A 17,637-nucleotide genomic window follows, 5' to 3' on the forward strand; every position below is an offset into this window, starting at 1 on the left:
TTTTCACGGCTGCCTTTCTTATTTCCCTTCCAAAAACATTCTACAAATTTTTCGGGTTAAAAATAGTTTCCCCAAAAGATCACTTATATTGTAACCTAAATTAATTCAACAGTTTTTAACACATCAATCCAATGAAAAAACTTATACACTATTTGAATCCAACACTTTTTATCATACTTGCGGTCATTTTATTTGGTTGCGAAGACAAGGATGCACTCCAAAAAATCGAAAATCTGAAACAAGAGGTCTCGACCTTAAGCGATGAACAACAAGCTACTTTGGCAGAGCTTAAAGCAGCTACAAAAACATCGGACAGTCTGATTACTGTGGTCAACGATCTTACCAATGAACTGGAAAAAGCAAAGGGCATTGCTCCTAAGGGATATAAAGCCAGTTCGCAAGATGAAAATGATATTGAAACTTTAGTAAATAACATTCATAGAGGATGGGAATCCATGTTTAAAACCCAAAATACTAACGACGTTCTCCAATACTTTTTACCAAAATACACCACTGGTTCCATCCGAATCAATACAGAAAACATTCCCTCGGTACAGAAAAATACTTACAAAGATTTTGAACAGCATTTGAAAGACCTGATAGCCGCAGAAGAAAACATCAGTGTATCTTTTGGGCAAACTGATTTTCTTTATACAGAAGTAAAAGGACAAATATTTGTAACAAGTTATAAGTTCAATATTCGCGTGTATTCCAATGATAGGCAGATACATACAAGCTCAATCGTTTCTATGTTGGCTGGCGGCAAAAAAGATGGTACATGGAAAGTAGGTGCTTACAATTGGGTAACTTTCAATTATAAGTAACCTACAGCGGTGTTTGTCGTATCTATTCCCATAATTGTCTTTACACCTCAAACCAACTTGTATTTCATTTATGAGAAATTTAAAGTTTATGAAAAACACTGCTTTTATCGCAACTCTTTTGTTTATTTGTTTTACTTCTATAGATGCTTTCTCCCAATTTTACATTGGAGGAAATATTGGCAATTCTTTCGTCAACAAAGAATTGAAGGATGTCAACTTGGATAACTACAAGCTCAAGTCCAACTCATTGGCCTACAAAATCTATGGTGGGTTTGGGAAAGACTTCTTAGGGGCTGAAGGAGGCTACCGCAACTTAGGAGAAGTGAAAGACGAAGACTCGGGAATTAACTTATCATCCAAAATTTCTGGTTGGGACGTTGCAGCTAGAGGCAAGATCAACATAGGTCCTATATTTGCGTTTGGGAAGGCTGGAGCTTTTTTTGCCAAAGAAGAAAATATGATAGGAGGCTTTACCCCTACCACCACCACGGAGAACAGTACTAATTTCTTATGGGGCTTGGGCGCTGGAGTCAAACTTGGAACACTGGGAATAAGAGCTGAGTTCGAATCCCTTGACATCAAGTCTTCAAGTAAAATTTCCATGCTCACCATTGGTGCAACCTTTGACATTGGAGAAGAGTAAAAAAGAGTAAATCTTCAAGAAATAATATACAGTGGGAAGAAAGTCAAGGCTTTCTTCCCACTTTTTTTGGTATTACATATCATGTATTTATATGATACCCATCATTGGAAGGTAATTGATCGAGTCTGACTTTTGAAGTAGTTATATGGCACAAGGAAATAGTCCTTTACCTATTCAGAAACTTACTTTTTTTGACAGATGAAGAAGGCTCTAGTCTTATTTTTTACATTAATCTCCACCACTCTCGTATCTGCCCAAGAGCAAGAAGCCCAACCGACGACTACCTTCAAGCTTGGAGGCTACGTAAAAGCCGACTACCTAGTCACTAAATTTTACAATGGAGAAGTGAAAGAAGGCGCACTCATCCGTGACTTTCACGTGCCAGGACAAATCCCAATAGGCGCCACCAATGTGAATTCCTATGGGGATTTCCATGTAAAAGAGTCTAGATTTAATGTAGATATCCGCAGCGATAAGTTTGGAAAGCCTGTAAGAGCATTTTTTGAAATGGATTTTATGCTCTCTGCCCAAGGCAACACCAATGTCAGCAACTCTTACGCTCCTCGCCTTAGGCATTTCTATTTTGAATGGAACAATATTTTAGTGGGACAGACTTGGTCCAACTTCATGATAGTAATGGTTCCTGAAGAATTAGATTTCATTGGGGCATCGGAAGGTGTTGTATTCGTAAGGCAACCGATGGTGCGAGTTACCAAAGGGTCATGGGCTTTTTCACTAGAAAACCCAGAAACAACTATTAAATACGCCGAAAGCCCAGGCATAGCAAAAAGCAATGCTTTTACCCTACCCGACTTTACAGCCAGAAAGAACTTTAGTGGGAAATGGGGCAGTTGGAGTGTCGCAGCCATTGGCCGCCAACTTTGCAGCGTAGATAGTTCCAAAACAAGTAATTGCTTTGGTTATGGACTTACCACAGGAGGTAAAATAAATGTGGGAAGCAAAGGCGATGACATCAGAATAGTAGCTACTTACGGTTCAGGCTTAGGTCGCTACGTAGGGCTTGGTCTCTCAGCTTCCAGCACAGTAAGCGATAAGGAAATTAAAAATATAGAAACGATCAACGGCTATATAGCCTATAACCATTATTGGGCACCCAAGTTTTGCTCCAGCGCAAGCTTTTCTTATTTTGAAGCTAACAACGATCCGCTGCTGACTGGGCTAGATGCCAACAAAACAGCCTACAGCGGATCTGTTAATCTGAAGTATAGACCGACCAAAGATCTTTGGTTTGGGGCGGAGTTTTCTCACGGGTATAGGGAGATTGAAAATGGAGATTCGGGAAGCTTTGATAGAATCCAGTTTTCAGCTAAGTACATTTTTGGCTACGACAACTTCAAACATGTTTTTGAAAAGTAAAAACCATTTCTTTTTTGACAAAACGGTCACTTTGGGCTATTCCAAAGTGACCGTTTTTTTAGGCAAAAGCCAAAATAGTTTTGAGGATTGGGCTTCTTTTCCCGAAGTTTGGATTCATAAAAAACATGAATTCTTAGTACATTCCTTACACGATAGTTTTTATTAAGATGAAAAAAGAAAACCCTTGGAAAACCCTTTCGGAAAAAGAAATTTATGACAACGCCTGGATCCATGTATCGGAACATCAGGTAATTAACCCTAGAGGGGGCAAAGGAATTTATGGGTTGGTGAGTATGAAGAACTTGGCCATTGGCATCATTCCTTTGGACGAAAACCAAAACACTTGGTTGGTAGGTCAGTACCGTTATCCTTTGGAAGAATACTCTTGGGAAATCCCGATGGGGGGTGGGACTAAATCCGACACGGCTTTGCAGTCAGCTATGCGTGAATTGAAGGAAGAAACAGGTTTGACAGCGGGAAAATGGACCGAGTTGATGAAAGTGCATACATCCAATTCCGTTACAGATGAAACAGGGTTTGTCTTCTTGGCAGAGGAGCTTAGCCAAGGGGAAACCGAGTTTGACGAAACCGAAGATTTGCAAATCAAAAAACTTCCCTTTAAAGTAGTGTATCAGATGACATTAGATGGAGAAATCACCGATGCCATTAGTGTGTGTGGAATATTGAAAGCAGGACACATCTTAGGTCTGTAACTCTTTTATTTATTGAACTAAAAAAATACATAACCCATTCATTTCTAACACCCTCATAATTTTACCGATCATACTAAATCCTTAAAAGCTTTGTTGAGAACAAACTACAGCCTTGAGTTGTACAGAGTTGATTTTCAATAAATTCATGTTTTTAAGTGAAAACAATTTATCCATATAGGCACTTCCTCTGCCTTCTTCTTTTCTGCTCGGGAATTCAACTATCTCATGCCCAAGTTTGGGATTTGGCAAATGGAGCAGCTTACCGAGGGCGGGGAAATACTGGACTGAACAAAAGTGATGAATGGTCGCTGCATAGCAATATTGCAGGCATGGCTAGGCTCAAATCCATCGCTTTTACCAGCAGCTACCAAGAGCTTTACGGACTTTCTGCTTTCACTACCCTTGCCGCAGGAGTAAGCGTTCCTGTTAAAGAACTTGTAGTGGGAATCCAGGTCAAGAAGTTGGGAGACAAAGTCTACAGTGAGCAAATCGCGGGGCTTGCCCTCGCCCATCAGCTTGGAGTTGTTCAGCTTGGTCTCAAAGCAAATTTTCTTCAAATCAATCAGTTGGGGTTAGGAAGTATCACCGTTCCTTATGTTGAATTTGGCGTGATAACCAAACTAAGCGACAAGGTTTATTTAGGGGCACACTTGTTCAATTTGACCCAGGCTAGCATTACAAATGAGTACAAAGAGCGAATTCCTACAAGAGTTCAATTGGGTATAGCTTACAAAGCTGCCGAAAAGCTGTATTTGAATATGGAAATTGAAAAGGATTTGGAGTACTCTCCCCTACTCAAAGCAGGTTTGGAATACAAAGTGATTGAACTGCTTCGACTCCGAGCAGGCGCAAACATCCCCAGCAAACAAAACTATTTCGGTTTGGGCTTGGAGCTAAAAAACTTGACCATAGATTATGCATATGCACACCATTCACACCTTGGAGCTTCGAGCGAACTTTCCCTCAGCTATTTGCTAACCCATCGAAAAAAGGTTATTAAAAAACAGTGAAACGGGGCTGGAAAACATATCGCCTTTTTCTAGTCGGATGGCTGGTATTCATCACCAATCCTTTTCAAGCTTTTTCCCAAATAGAAGACATTACAGCTCCAGAAGAATCTTTGCAAGAAGGGTTATTTTCTTCTGATGATGAACAAATCTCCACCGGAACTTTTGAAGCTTATGATCAGTATCTCAAAAACCCACTCGACCTAAATTCTGCCACAGCCGATGAACTTGCCTTACTTTATATTCTTTCCGAGGAGCAAATCCAACATTTTTTGGATTATAAGAAATACCAAGGCTTATTGCTAAGCATTTATGAGCTTCAGGCGATAAAAGGCTTTGACTCTTCCACTATCAAACGTTTGCTCCCATACGTGGAAGTGGACACAAGAAAAGCCTTAGGCTACAAAGATCCTTTTTTGAAAAGGCTAACAAAACCCGATAAGCATTTCATCATAGTCCGATACTCCCAATCCCTTAACCTGCCTACGGGTTTTTTCCAACAAGACTCTACCCCAAAAATCTATGCTGGCAGCCCTGCTCGAACGTATTTCCGCTACCAACTTAGGCGAGCTGGAGATTATAGCTTTGGACTGACTTTGGATAAAGACCCTGGCGAAAGGTTTCTGCTAAAGGAAGGAAAAGACAAAGGGCTACCCGATTTTTACTCTTTTCATGCCGGCATTTATAACCGAGGGAAAATCAAAAGTTTCATTGTGGGCGACTACCAATTCCAAAGTGGACAAGGTTTGCTCTTTACCTCAGGTTTTCACTTAGGCAGTAACGAACCCGTAAAAGCTGTCAACCGATATTCTACAGGTATTTCCCCCTTCACTTCGGCTATGGAAACGGGCTTTTTTAGAGGAGTTGCTATTACGTTGCAACCGCTGAACAAGCTTTTTTTCTCTACTTTTTATTCCAACCGAAAGCTAGACGCTGGACTAGAAACAAACGAGGAAGGTAAGCTAATTGCTGTAAGTCTTCCAACGAATGGTTTGCACCGGAAAGAAAGTGAATATCAAAAGAAAAAAGTATTTGGCGAGCAGGTTTTTGGTGCAGATTTACGCTACAAAAATGGGCCATTCGAACTTGGGTCTTCCATGGTAAAAACCCATTTTGAACATCCAATCCAATTACCACTCAAAGACTATAACCTGTTCAACTTTAGAGGGAAAGAACTGCTTGCCGCTAGTGGATACTATAAGTTTAGGTGGCAAAACTTTTCTTTTTTTGGAGAAGTAGCCACTTCGGGCAAAGATGGTTTTGGCTTCATCAATGGCTTTTCAACAAAGCTCGCTCCCGAAGTTTCCATGTCTTTCGTCCACCGATCGTATTCCAAAGAATTTACCAGCCTCTACGGTGGAGCATTTGGTGAAAATACAAGAAACAACAACGAATCTGGCGTATTCATAGGACTGAAGGCTAAACCTGTAAAAGGATGGGAGTTGGCGGCCTTTTTCGATAAGTATCGTTTTCCATGGCTGAAGTTCCGAGTGGATGCCCCTTCGGGTGGTGAGGGTGCGATGCTCCGGGTAAAGCACAAGCCTAAAGGTTGGCTGATGTGGTATGCCCAAATCAATTACCGCAGCAAAGGGCTCAACTTTCGAGCTGATAGCTTGAACATCGATCTGGTAAAACAAACTAAGTTTGTCCAGTATAGACTGAATGCTGATTATACCGCCAACCAATACTTAAAAATGCGCTCTCGCCTCCAAATGAGCAAGTTCACACATGGCGCATCCAGCATGGGCACCACACTTTTTCAAGACTTCAGCTATGCCCGAGAAAAGTGGAGCTTAGGAACACGCTTCGCTATTTTCGATACTGATTTTGATACAAGGCAATACGTCTACGAAAAGGATGTGCTTTACTCTTTTTCCGTACCTGCTTACTCTGGAAAAGGCACTCGTTCTTATCTTATTTTCCACTGGGAACTTACCCACAACATCGACTTTTGGGGCAGGTTCGCTATCACTCATTATACCGAACAATACGAAAAAGGTACGGGGGCAGATGCGATTGAAGGAAATATCCACCCTGATGTCAAATTCCAAGTAAAAGTAAAGTTATAAGTCCTACTCATTGACTTGTCCCAGCCACGAATTGAATTCAATCCCTTGTTAAATGTGATATTTTTTACAACCTTTAAGTACCTAAATACAAAAAATCGTGAATTTTGGACTGTTTCTTTTTCCGCTATGCTTCGTTAAAAAATCATTCCGTAGCTAGGCTACATAAGAATTTTTTGTCTCGGCGGGGAACCGCTCGCCTAACGAAAAAATAACCTCGTCCAAATATACGCTTTCTTATATCCAGATACTTAATACACTGTAAACTAAATAACCGAATGTTTTAATAGTCTTCATTATGTTGATTTTTGAACCCTGCTGATGGTTACTAGTTACTGGTTACTGACGGTTCGCCGCTACGATTTTCATCAATTGAATGAGCATTACTAAAAAAACTAGCAACGAGCAACCAGTAACTAGCCACAATCAGCGACTATTTTGAATTGATAAACAGCTTACAAATACATACGAAAACTTAGTTTATAAGGTACTTAATTGATTTTGTAATAAAAACCAGCTTTTACCTGATTTTTCTGAAGAACATTTAATGCGTAAAATTGTCATAAGAATATTGCTCATCCTACTTATACTGGACATTCTCTTTATTTTTGGGGTGATGGTTAAAGATGCTATTGACTTTCCAGAAGTAAACTCTGCGCCTACCCAAGAAGCTCCTCCCGCAATAGAGCCACAGCCTAAAAAAGTAAATGAGGTAAAGCGGTCTCCCGTGAGTATCGAGCTGCAAAAAATAGAGAAAATCTCTGCTGCCAGAGGGGTAAAATCCTTACTCATGGACAAAAAGGGAGAGCATGTGTATGCCTTCAACCTAGAAGGGATGAGTATTTTTGAATTTGACAGGAAATCGAGAAAACTCAATAGGGCACTTAAATTTGAACCTACCAAAGCAAAGGGCTTCGATTATATAAAAAAAAAGTGGTTCAATAATTCATTTGCAGAAAAGCCTGTAGAAGGATGCCTTTCCCACGATGGAAAATACCTTTGGGTCTCGCTTCACAATGCCGGTGGCGTAGTTGCCTGGAATCTAAAAGAGCAAGATATGATCCGCCCAGAAATGCCCCATAAAAAAGCGATGGTAATAGCCGGTGACAAAAAGTCTTCTGTATTTCTCCCCTTCATAGAAACTGAAAAAACACCTAAGGTCATTGCAAAATCCCCTGATGGGAAAAAACTATTCGTGACCAACTGGCACAGCAATTCGGTCAGCGTAGTGGACATCAGTTCATTGCTGCATGATGAGTGGAAGTTGGTCAAAAACATTCGTACAGGTGGTGTACCTCGTGGGCTTGCCGTCCCAAGTTCGGGGAATAAAGTTTATGTAGCAGGCATGGGCAGTGGGAAAATAAGTGTGATTAACCATGAAAAACTAAAGGTCGTTCAAAACATAAGAAGAGGTGCAACACCTCGGCACCTAATAATTGACGATGAATATTTGTACGCTTCGCTCTCCAGCCCCGAAAAACTGGTCAAAATCTCTCTTCAAAACTTGAAAGCCGAACAAGAAGCAACTACGATGGACGACCCTAGGACTATCACCTTTTCTGGAGATAGCACCATGATCATAGCAACTTGCTATTCAGCTGAGCATATTCAAATTTTTTCCGCCAAAGACCTTACGTTGCTTGGAAGTTGGGAATCGAAGGGAAAACCTGTCGGTGCGGCGGTGTTCCAAAATGGAGACATGTGCGAAGTGTGGTGTTGCAACTATTCGGCTGGAACCATCAATATTTTCACATTTAAAGTCACCTATGAAGCAGAAGCCTGAGCTTATATTCTTGAAACTTGTGTAGAGACTAAAGAAGAAGCCCCCAAGGCTGAAAACCTAGGAGCTGATCAACTGGAATAGCAGGCTCGATCTCGACGGACTTTCCCCTCTCATTTCCCAAACACTAGACGCTTGTTCTATCCTTGTAAAAGCAATAGTCGCCCTCAGGGTGGAAACTTTATTTATACCAAACAAGAACTTGAAGAAATGATGAAAGAGATCAAGTTTTCTCAACAATTTCCATTAAAAGAACTGGTACTTGGAGTTTCCAAGCCAAACGGCAGGCTCAATATAGAAGATATCCGTCTTTTATGTAAAAAAGCTTATCCCCAGAAAATAACCATCCACAAAGCCATTGACCTTTCGCCCCAACCTTTGGAAGACTTAAAGGATCTTTTAGAAATAGAAAACATCACAAGTGTATTGATGCCCACAGCCATGGAAGACCATGAAGTCCTTAACAAACTATCGAAGCTATCTGAGGGTAAAATAGCTATTATAGCTGCCGGAAAAATAACAAACAATAATATTAAACAGGTGGCTTCCCTTATTCATACCACTGTTTTCCATGAAAGGAAAATAGTTGGGCAATTGTGACTTTTAGGTGCAAATGTTGCTCAAATAAAAATACAATAAATAGTTAGTATGTAGGTTTTAAGCAAAACAAGTAATAATTTTATTGTTGATTATTATATTTGGTTAACAATTATTCGGTATTTTTGAATCGATTATAACCTTTTTCCTCATATCGATACCTAATGGATGAATTCTCCTGATAGTATAGCCCTAATTTAATCTATTAAATTACCTCTATTATCCTCAAGCTATAAGACACACTTACTTTTTTAAAAAGGATCTTTTAAAGAAACAACATAAACAAAGAACATGAATCATAAAGATGTAAAGTTTCCGAACGAAGCTAGTTCGGAATTTGTAAAAACATTAAAATCCCGAGTAAGAGATTACTTTAAGGAAAACAACATATCCCGGTATGGAAATTCCGAAATGGTGCTGAAATCGATCGCAATGATCTCGATGTTCTTCGTACCTTATTTTATAATGGTACTCGGCGTTGTGACTAGCCCATGGGCTATCACGGCTATGTGGCTTGCTATGGGCGTTGGCATGGCAGGTATTGGTTTGTCTATTATGCATGATGCCAACCATGGTGCCTACTCAAAAAATAAAACTGTCAATAATTTGATGGGCTGGATGCTAGATGTAGTTGGTGGAAATGCCAGCAACTGGAAAATCCAACATAACGTGCTCCACCATACTTACACCAACGTTTCGGGTGTTGATGAAGATATTTCGCCTCCAAAATTCATGAGGTTCTCTCCACATGAGCCATTGATGAAAGTTCATAAATACCAACATTTTTATGCTTGGTTTTTCTACGGACTTATGACCTTTGGATGGATTGTAGCCAAAGATTACAAACAATTGATCCGCTATAGGAAAAAAGGATTTATAAAAGGAGATAACAAGTCTTTCAACATGATTTTATTGAAAGTAACTATAGCCAAAATCCTTTATTATACATATATAATTGCCATACCTATATTGGTACTTCCATCACCTTGGTGGATGACGCTTATCAACTTCTTCTTGATGCACTTTGTAGCAGGTTTAATTTTGGGGATGATCTTCCAACCGGCACACGTAATGCCTTCTTCGGAATACCCACTTCCTGATGAAAAAGGCAACTTAGAAAACTATTGGGCGATCCACCAATTGCTTACTACAACCAATTTTGCACCTAAGAACAAAATATTCTCGTGGTATGTTGGAGGCTTGAATTATCAAGTAGAACACCATTTATTCCCTAACATCTGCCATGTCCACTACAGGAAAATCTCTGGAATAGTGGAACAAACAGCAAAAGAGTACGGATTCCCTTACCATTCTGTACCTACTTTTTCTGGCGCACTTTACCAGCACGGAAAGATGTTAAAACTCTTGGGCAACAACGAACTCAAGCATTTAAAAGGGTTACAACTACATTAGAAACCCTTTTAAAGAAGCTTCAAAAAGCCGTTTCAACTTATAGGTTGAAACGGCTTTTTTTATTGTTTTTGGACGATTTTTTCACTTTCATGGTGTTTTGGAAAAGATAATAGTATCTTTGCAGAATATTTCAGGAGGGTTTGGTAAATAAGTAGTAGTCTTTTCGGTAAAGTCACAAATGTTTAACAAGCTCTTTATAAAAGTCCCTATAACAAGAAATATCGTAGTTGGGGGACATTTCCATAATCTTATTAAACATATAAAGAATGACTTTCGAAGAAACAGGATTACGTCCGGAAATCCTTAAAGCTTTGGGTGAAATTGGTTTTGAAAGCCCTACTCCCATACAAGAAAAAACAATCCCACATCTTTTAAATACAGATAAAGACCTAATTGCCTTGGCCCAAACAGGTACTGGTAAAACAGCGGCTTTTGGTTTGCCTGTATTGCATTTGTCGGATACTGAATTTAATAGCACACAAGCTATCGTCCTTTGCCCTACTAGAGAGCTTTGTCTTCAGATTTACAGAGATTTAGACTCTTTCGCCAAATATATGAAAGGGCTTGATGTAGTTGCTGTGTACGGTGGAGATAGTATCGATAAGCAAATAAAAGCACTTCGCAGAGGTGGACACATAGTAGTTGGAACGCCAGGTAGGGTGAATGACCTTATCAGGAGAAAAAGGCTTGACCTTTCTTCGGTAAGGACCTTAGTATTGGACGAAGCTGATGAAATGCTCAACATGGGCTTTAAAGACGAGCTTGACAGCATTCTTTCGGCAATGCCTGAAGAGCGCCAGACATTGCTTTTCTCGGCTACTATGCCAAAAGAAATCAGCCGTATTGCCAAGAATTACATGGATACGCCTGACGAGATTGCCGTTGGTAAGAAAAACGAAGGTGCGGATACCGTAACGCACGAATACTACATGGTAAATGCAAGGGACAAATATCCTGCATTGAAAAGGTTGGTAGACATCAACCCTAATGTATATGGAATTGTTTTCTGCCGAACCCGTGCAGAAACTAAGGAAATAGCCAACAAGCTTGTGCACGACGGATACAATGCTGATGCGCTACACGGCGACCTTTCACAAGCTCAGCGTGAACAAGTAATGAATAAGTTCAGGATCAAGCACCTACAGCTTTTAGTTGCTACAGACGTAGCGGCAAGGGGACTTGATGTTGACAACCTTACACATGTAATCAACTTTAATCTTCCTGATGACCCAGAAGCATACGTGCATAGAAGTGGTAGAACAGGTAGAGCTGGCAAAAAAGGCATTTCACTTGCCATCATCCATACTCGTGAGACGGGTAGGATTAGGCAGATTGAAAGAATGATGAGCAAAAAGTTTGATCATAAACAAGTGCCAAATGGCAAGGAAGTTTGTAGCAAACAATTGTTCAACCTTATAGATAAAATTGAAAATATTGAGGTGAATGAAGAGCAAATTGAGCAATTCATGCCCGATATCTACAAAAAGCTGGAATGGCTAAGCCGCGAAGAACTTATCAAACATTTTGTTTCTGCTGAGTTCAACAGGTTCCTTACCTATTACGAAGATGCTCCAGACTTAAACGTAACTTCACGAGGAAGAGACAATGACCGCGGAAGGGGCAGAGATGGAAGAAGCAGAGACAGGGATAGAGGAAGAGATCGTGACGACAGAGGAAGAGGTAGAGACCGTGGTGGTGACTTTGACAGAGACGACAGAAAAAGCAACAACTACTCAAGGTTCTTCATTAACATAGGATCGAAAGATGAGTTCTCTCCTACAAACCTTATCGGTTTGATCAATGATCAGCCAAGCGTAAGCCAAGTTGGTGTTGGTAAAATCGAGATTTTGAAGAAATTCTCATTCTTTGAAGTTGATAAGCAATACGAAAAAGACATCATAGATGCTTTCCAAGGTGTAAACTATAATGGCATCGATGTGAGCGTAGAGCCTTCTAACCCAAAACCATCTGCCAGGGATAGAGGCGGTGACCGTGGTGGATATAGCGGCGGCGGAAGAAGACGAAGCAGTGGCGGAGGCTATAGCGGAGGCGGTGACCGTGGCGGCAGAAGAAGACGTTCTAGCAATAGCAAATACTAGGTTTTGATCAGAAAAACTAAAAAATGCTTGCTTCGTTTCAATGAAATCGTTTTATTGAAATTGGAACATCTTTAAGATCAAATGAAAAAATATCGATTACGCTCAGATATTTTAGTTTTAGACAGATTACTTATTCAATTTCCTGCTAGCTTTCTGAGATGGATAGTCTATTACGGAGGCAAAAAGGAGTTTAGTTCAGTTACCAAAGAACGCCCACTTTTCGATATCATCATTGGTATTTTTATGTGGATCATTCTCAAAGTAATACTTTTCTTTTGAATTGAATAAGGTCAAAAATAAACAGAGGTTGTTACGGTTTTCCGTAGCAACCTTTTTTTGTCATCTGGGCAAGTAAAAAAGGATTTAGCCAAAAATCCAGCAAAAGCATTTTCTATTCAAATAAGGAGAAAATAGAAAAAGGCTGCCTCATTTAAAATAAAGCAGCCTTTCTTCTCAGGATCAGAAACTATTATTATATATCTTGATCTTGGCTGGCATCTTTCAACCCCGCCAATTTCCGATTTACCACAGCCCTGTCGTTTACCACCTCCCCTATTACGATAATAGCCGGCGAAGAAAGCCCTCCAGCCTTTACATTTTCTATAATAGTAGAAGCCATTCCAAAAGCTGCTTTTTCATCTGGTCGAGAACCATTTTGAATCACCGCAAAAGGCTCATCATTCCCACGTAAACTACAGAAAAGCTCAGCTATTTTTTCCAATTGCTTCATTCCCATCAAAACAATCACCGTAGCGCTTGATTGCGCCGCCAAATGCAAGTCTTTGGAAAAAGCCCCATTTCTGGTAGTACCTGTCACCACCCAAAAGCTTTCGTTTGTACCTCGCTTGGTCAATGGAATATTTTGTAAAGCTGGTACCGACATCGAACTACTTATTCCGGGAACTACCGTAGTTTCTATCCCGTACTCGACTACGTATTCCACCTCCTCATGCCCCCTGCCAAATACGAACGGGTCACCACCTTTCAAACGGACTACATGCCCGTGTAGCAAGGCATTCTCTACAATCAATTTATTGATCTTGCGCTGCTGGAAGTGATGAAACCCTGCTCTTTTACCTACAAATACCTTTATACAGTCTTTTTTAGCATAATTGAGCAATTCTTCATTTGCCAAGGCATCATATAATATAACATCTGCTGCTGCTATTGCCTTCACACCTTTAATAGATATCAAATCTGGATCACCTGGGCCAGCTCCTACTAGTGTCAATCGGGGATTTACGTGCTTTTTGTCCATGTCCTGAAAAAAAATTACAGTTTTTTACGTGATTATTTGCGTAAAAATATAAATAATACGTAAATTTACGTAGTTAATCTAAGTAATATTTCGTGTTTTCTTAGAAATTTATGTGGTAAGGTACTGAATAATAACTGTTTAAAATAAAAAATAACCCATTATGAAAAAGGTTGTCATCGTAGGTAATGGAATGGTAGGTTACAAATTCTGTGAAAAATTACGTAAACGCAAAGAAGCGGCAGGCTTTGAAGTGATAGTATATGGAGAAGAGCCCCGACCCGCTTATGATAGGGTACATCTTAGCGAATACTTTGCTGGAAAGAGTGCTGATGAATTGTCGATGGCACCTAGGGAATGGTACGAAGAAAATAATATTACTCTCAAAACTGGTGAGCTCATTACTGCCATTGACCGAGAAAATAAGATAATCAGAAGTCATAAAGGCACTGAAGAAAGGTACGACGCTCTCGTATTGGCTACAGGCTCTAGCCCATTTGTCCCTCCTGTAAAAGGTATGGATAAAGCAGGCGTATTTGTTTATAGGACCATCGAAGATTTGGAAGCGATCACGGCTTATGGACAGCAATCTAAAAGCGCAGCGGTTCTTGGTGGTGGACTTTTAGGATTGGAAGCGGCAAAAGCAATGATGGACTTGGGACTTGACACCCATGTAGTTGAATTTGCTCCAAGGCTTATGCCAAGGCAACTCGACGTAAGAGGGTCTGAAGTACTGAAAGAGAAATTAGAATCTCTTGGGATTACTATCCACATGAACAAAAACACCGCCGAAATCCTTGGGAACGGAAGCTTGGACGGATTGGTATTTACTGACGGAAGTTCTTTAGAAGTTGACATGCTAGTGGTTTCTTGCGGTATCAAACCAAGAGACGAGTTGGCAAAACAAGCAGGTTTGGCGGTTGGCTCTAGAGGCGGGATTGTGGTAAACGACTTGCTAAAAACAGAAGATAATGATATTTATGCCATAGGCGAATCTGCTTTGCACAATGGGTTTGTTTACGGTTTGGTAGCCCCAGGCTACGAAATGGCCGAGCAAGTAGTAAACCAATTGATAGAAACTGAGCCTAAGCCTTTTACAGACTTCGACATGTCTACCAAACTCAAGTTGATAGGCGTAGACGTGGCAAGCTTTGGTGATCCATTCTGTGAGAAAACACCTCACACCCCCGTGGTATTTGAAAACCCTTTTTCAGGTATTTATAAAAGAATAAACGTAAGCAAGGACGGCAAAACCCTCTTGGGTGGAGTATTGGTTGGAGATGCTGCCGAATATGGCATGCTTCTTCAGATCACACAAAATGGCTTGGCACTTCCCCCCGATCCTTCCGAGTTGATCTTGGGCAAAAGAGGCGCTGGCGAAGATGCTGGCTCTGGAATAGAAAACCTACCCGACGAAGCGCAAGTTTGTTCTTGTGAAAATGTCTCGAAAGGAGCGGTTTGCTCGGCTATAGAAGACCAAGACTTGGAAACTGCCGATCAGGTAAAAGCATGTACTGGAGCTGGTAGTGGTTGTGGCGGCTGTGTTCCCATGGTGAACGACCTCATTGCCTACACCATGAAAAAAAGCGGCAAAATTGTCCGCAACACGCTTTGCGAGCATTTTGACTACACTCGTCAAGAACTTTTCGATTTGGTAAAAGTAAAAGGATTAAAATCATACAACGAGGTACTTGACACACACGGAACTGGCGATGGTTGTGAAAAATGTAAGCCAGCTGTAGCTTCTATTTTGGCAAGTGCTTGGAACGATCTCATCACCAAGCAAGACACTATTCAAGATACGAACGATCGCTTTTTGGCAAACATCCAGCGCGGGGGCACGTACTCGGTAGTTCCGAGGATAGCAGGCGGAGAAATCACTCCCGACAAGCTTGCCGTTATCGCACGGGTTGGACAGAAATACAACCTCTACACAAAAGTAACTGGTGGTCAGCGGATTGATCTATTTGGCGCAAGGCTAGACCAATTGCCTGACATCTGGGAAGAATTGATAGAAGCCGGTTTTGAAAGTGGGCATGCTTACGGCAAGTCATTGAGAACGGTAAAAAGCTGTGTAGGATCAACTTGGTGTCGTTACGGAGTGCAAGATGCCGTTTCATTTGCCATAGAAGTTGAAAACAGGTACAAAGGCTTACGTTCTCCTCACAAATTGAAAAGTGCCGTTTCGGGCTGCGTGCGCGAATGCGCCGAAGCCCAAAGCAAAGACTTTGGCATCATCGCTACGGATAAAGGTTGGAACCTCTACGTAGGTGGAAATGGCGGCGCTAAACCACAACACGCTCAATTACTCGCAACTGATCTCGACAGCGAAACATGCCTCAAGTACATCGACCGCTTCTTGATGTTCTACATCAAAACAGCAGAGCCTTTGATGCGAACTGCCCCATGGCTCAACAAGCTGGAAGGCGGAATTGACTACTTGAAAGAGGTTGTCGTGAACGATAGCTTAGGCATAGCAGAAGACCTTGAGAAAGACATGCAAAATATTATTGATACGTACGCTTGTGAATGGAAGGCGGTGGTAGAAAACCCTGAGCTAAGGGCCAAGTTCACCCATTTCATCAACAGCGAAATGCCAGACCCTACCATTTCTTTCGAAGAAATGAGAGAGCAAAAGAAACCTACTCCTTGGTAGAAGCCAATTCATCTAATTACCTTATTATCAAAATCTTACTAACATACAGCTCAGTAACTAGGCTGCTAATGAATTTAAATTTACACTCCCAAAAATCAAGTAACATGACAGAGTCACAAATTCAACTGGTGAAGGAATCGTGGGGTAAGGTAGTGCCAATTGCTACTCAGGCAGGAGAAATGTTTTACGGACGCCTCTTTGAGGCAGCACCACAGGTAAAGCCGATGTTCAGCAGTGATACCAAGGCACAAGCTATAAAATTAACATCAATGCTTACGTACGTAGTCAATAAGCTAGATAAGCTGGACGAAATACTTAGCGAAGTACAGCAACTGGCCGTGAGACATACCAAATACGGTATCGAACCTGCCCACTATGCAGTAGTAGGCGAATGCCTCATCTGGACGCTGGAGCAAGGCCTAGGCGATGCTTGGAACGATGAGCTAAAAAAAGCTTGGGTTACTGCTTATACCATACTTTCGGGAGCGATGATCGAAGCTCAGAACAAGGCTGCGTAATTAATTTCTTGAGATAAAGCAGGTACAAAAGCACCTGCTTTATCCTACTGTCAACTTGATTTTTATTTCACTTTAAAGCATTAAAAATACTCATGATAGATTTTGCAAAATATAAGACTACCAGCGAAGAGAATGTGAAAATCTGGCTCAAAGCCGCTCCTGTTGACTCTTTCCCCAAAGATGGAGGCTCATGCGTGCTTTACAAAGGATTACAAATTGCGGTTTTCAACTTTACCCGTAGGGGCGAATGGTTTGCTTGCCAAAACCTATGCCCACACAAAATGCAGATGATCTTGTCAAGGGGCATGATTGGCTCTTCGGCTGACGAACCTAAAGTAGCCTGCCCTTACCATAAAAAAACATTTTCACTCAAATCTGGCGAATGCATGAGCGGCGAAGATTATTCTATCGCCACCTACCCAGTAAAAGTAGAAGATGGATACGTATACGTCGGCTTTGAAGAGTGATCAATAAAGATTCATAATGTGGTTGTTGTAAAATAAACTTTCGTATAGTTCAGACTTCAAAAATAGTTTTTGGGATTTTTTTTTCATGTGGGGGCTTAAGTAAAGCCCCCATTTTTTTACTCATCTATTCATTTTTTGGAATACTTAGCCTACTTACGTAAATTGCCGATAACTCACCTGAAGGCAAGAAGTTAAATACGTAAGATAACTTACCAACCAGCT

Annotated in this window: 15 protein-coding genes; 14 read left to right on the forward strand and 1 reads right to left on the reverse strand. The window is 40.8% G+C overall.

What is annotated here, in order from left to right; all coding sequences use genetic code 11:
* Positions 1–131 precede the first annotated feature (131 nt).
* The 11 genes from R9C00_17030 to R9C00_17080 all read left to right on the forward strand — a co-directional run bounded on the left by R9C00_17030 (position 132) and on the right by R9C00_17080 (position 12,798).
* Positions 132–824, forward strand: a complete 693-nt coding sequence (locus R9C00_17030) for a hypothetical protein (protein ID WPO33405.1) — start codon at positions 132–134, stop codon at positions 822–824.
* A 70-nt stretch (positions 825–894) separates the two neighbouring features.
* On the forward strand, positions 895–1,467 hold the full coding sequence (locus R9C00_17035) for a hypothetical protein (protein WPO33406.1): 573 nt from the start codon (positions 895–897) through the stop codon (positions 1,465–1,467).
* Positions 1,468–1,665: 198 nt separating this feature from the next.
* On the forward strand, positions 1,666–2,844 hold the full coding sequence (locus R9C00_17040) for a DcaP family trimeric outer membrane transporter (GenBank protein ID WPO33407.1): 1,179 nt from the start codon (positions 1,666–1,668) through the stop codon (positions 2,842–2,844).
* 167 nt (positions 2,845–3,011) lie between these two features.
* Complete coding sequence (locus R9C00_17045) at positions 3,012–3,557, forward strand: NUDIX hydrolase (GenBank protein WPO33408.1); 546 nt, start codon at positions 3,012–3,014, stop codon at positions 3,555–3,557.
* A gap of 155 nt (positions 3,558–3,712) precedes the next feature.
* Complete coding sequence (locus R9C00_17050) at positions 3,713–4,567, forward strand: hypothetical protein (protein ID WPO33409.1); 855 nt, start codon at positions 3,713–3,715, stop codon at positions 4,565–4,567.
* Positions 4,564–6,633: a helix-hairpin-helix domain-containing protein gene (locus R9C00_17055; GenBank protein WPO33410.1), complete on the forward strand. Its 2,070-nt coding sequence runs from the start codon at positions 4,564–4,566 to the stop codon at positions 6,631–6,633. Before R9C00_17050 ends, R9C00_17055 begins: the two co-directional genes overlap by 4 nt.
* Before the next feature lie 544 nt (positions 6,634–7,177).
* Complete coding sequence (locus R9C00_17060; protein WPO33411.1) at positions 7,178–8,413, forward strand: YncE family protein; 1,236 nt, start codon at positions 7,178–7,180, stop codon at positions 8,411–8,413.
* Between the two features lie 132 nt (positions 8,414–8,545).
* Positions 8,546–9,010 (forward strand): copper homeostasis protein CutC, encoded by a 465-nt coding sequence (locus R9C00_17065; GenBank protein ID WPO33412.1) that lies wholly within the window; start codon positions 8,546–8,548, stop codon positions 9,008–9,010.
* Between the two features lie 288 nt (positions 9,011–9,298).
* Positions 9,299–10,420: an acyl-CoA desaturase gene (locus R9C00_17070; protein WPO33413.1), complete on the forward strand. Its 1,122-nt coding sequence runs from the start codon at positions 9,299–9,301 to the stop codon at positions 10,418–10,420.
* Positions 10,421–10,686: 266 nt separating this feature from the next.
* Entirely contained in the window at positions 10,687–12,519 is a 1,833-nt protein-coding gene (locus R9C00_17075) for a DEAD/DEAH box helicase (GenBank protein ID WPO33414.1), read from the forward strand.
* Between the two features lie 81 nt (positions 12,520–12,600).
* Positions 12,601–12,798 carry a hypothetical protein gene (locus tag R9C00_17080; protein WPO33415.1) on the forward strand — a complete coding sequence of 66 codons (198 nt, stop codon included), beginning with the start codon at positions 12,601–12,603 and terminating at the stop codon, positions 12,796–12,798.
* A gap of 193 nt (positions 12,799–12,991) precedes the next feature.
* Here the strand turns inward: R9C00_17080 and cobA are convergent, their stop codons facing one another.
* The gene (cobA, locus tag R9C00_17085; protein WPO33416.1) at positions 12,992–13,777 is read right to left on the reverse strand and encodes a uroporphyrinogen-III C-methyltransferase; all 786 of its coding nucleotides are present in this window, start codon (positions 13,775–13,777) and stop codon (positions 12,992–12,994) included.
* A 160-nt stretch (positions 13,778–13,937) separates the two neighbouring features.
* Here cobA and nirB point away from each other — a divergent pair, with 160 nt between their 5' ends.
* The 3 genes from nirB (at position 13,938) to nirD (ending at position 17,415) form a co-directional block, all read left to right on the forward strand.
* Positions 13,938–16,430 (forward strand): nitrite reductase large subunit NirB, encoded by a 2,493-nt coding sequence (nirB, locus tag R9C00_17090; protein WPO33417.1) that lies wholly within the window; start codon positions 13,938–13,940, stop codon positions 16,428–16,430.
* Positions 16,431–16,534: 104 nt separating this feature from the next.
* Positions 16,535–16,948 carry a globin family protein gene (locus R9C00_17095; protein WPO33418.1) on the forward strand — a complete coding sequence of 138 codons (414 nt, stop codon included), beginning with the start codon at positions 16,535–16,537 and terminating at the stop codon, positions 16,946–16,948.
* Between the two features lie 92 nt (positions 16,949–17,040).
* The gene (gene nirD / locus R9C00_17100; GenBank protein WPO33419.1) at positions 17,041–17,415 is read left to right on the forward strand and encodes a nitrite reductase small subunit NirD; all 375 of its coding nucleotides are present in this window, start codon (positions 17,041–17,043) and stop codon (positions 17,413–17,415) included.
* The last annotated feature ends 222 nt before the right edge of the window (positions 17,416–17,637 follow it).

This window comes from Flammeovirgaceae bacterium SG7u.111 (assembly GCA_034044135.1).
In the GTDB taxonomy this organism is placed as follows: Bacteria; Bacteroidota; Bacteroidia; order Cytophagales; family Flammeovirgaceae.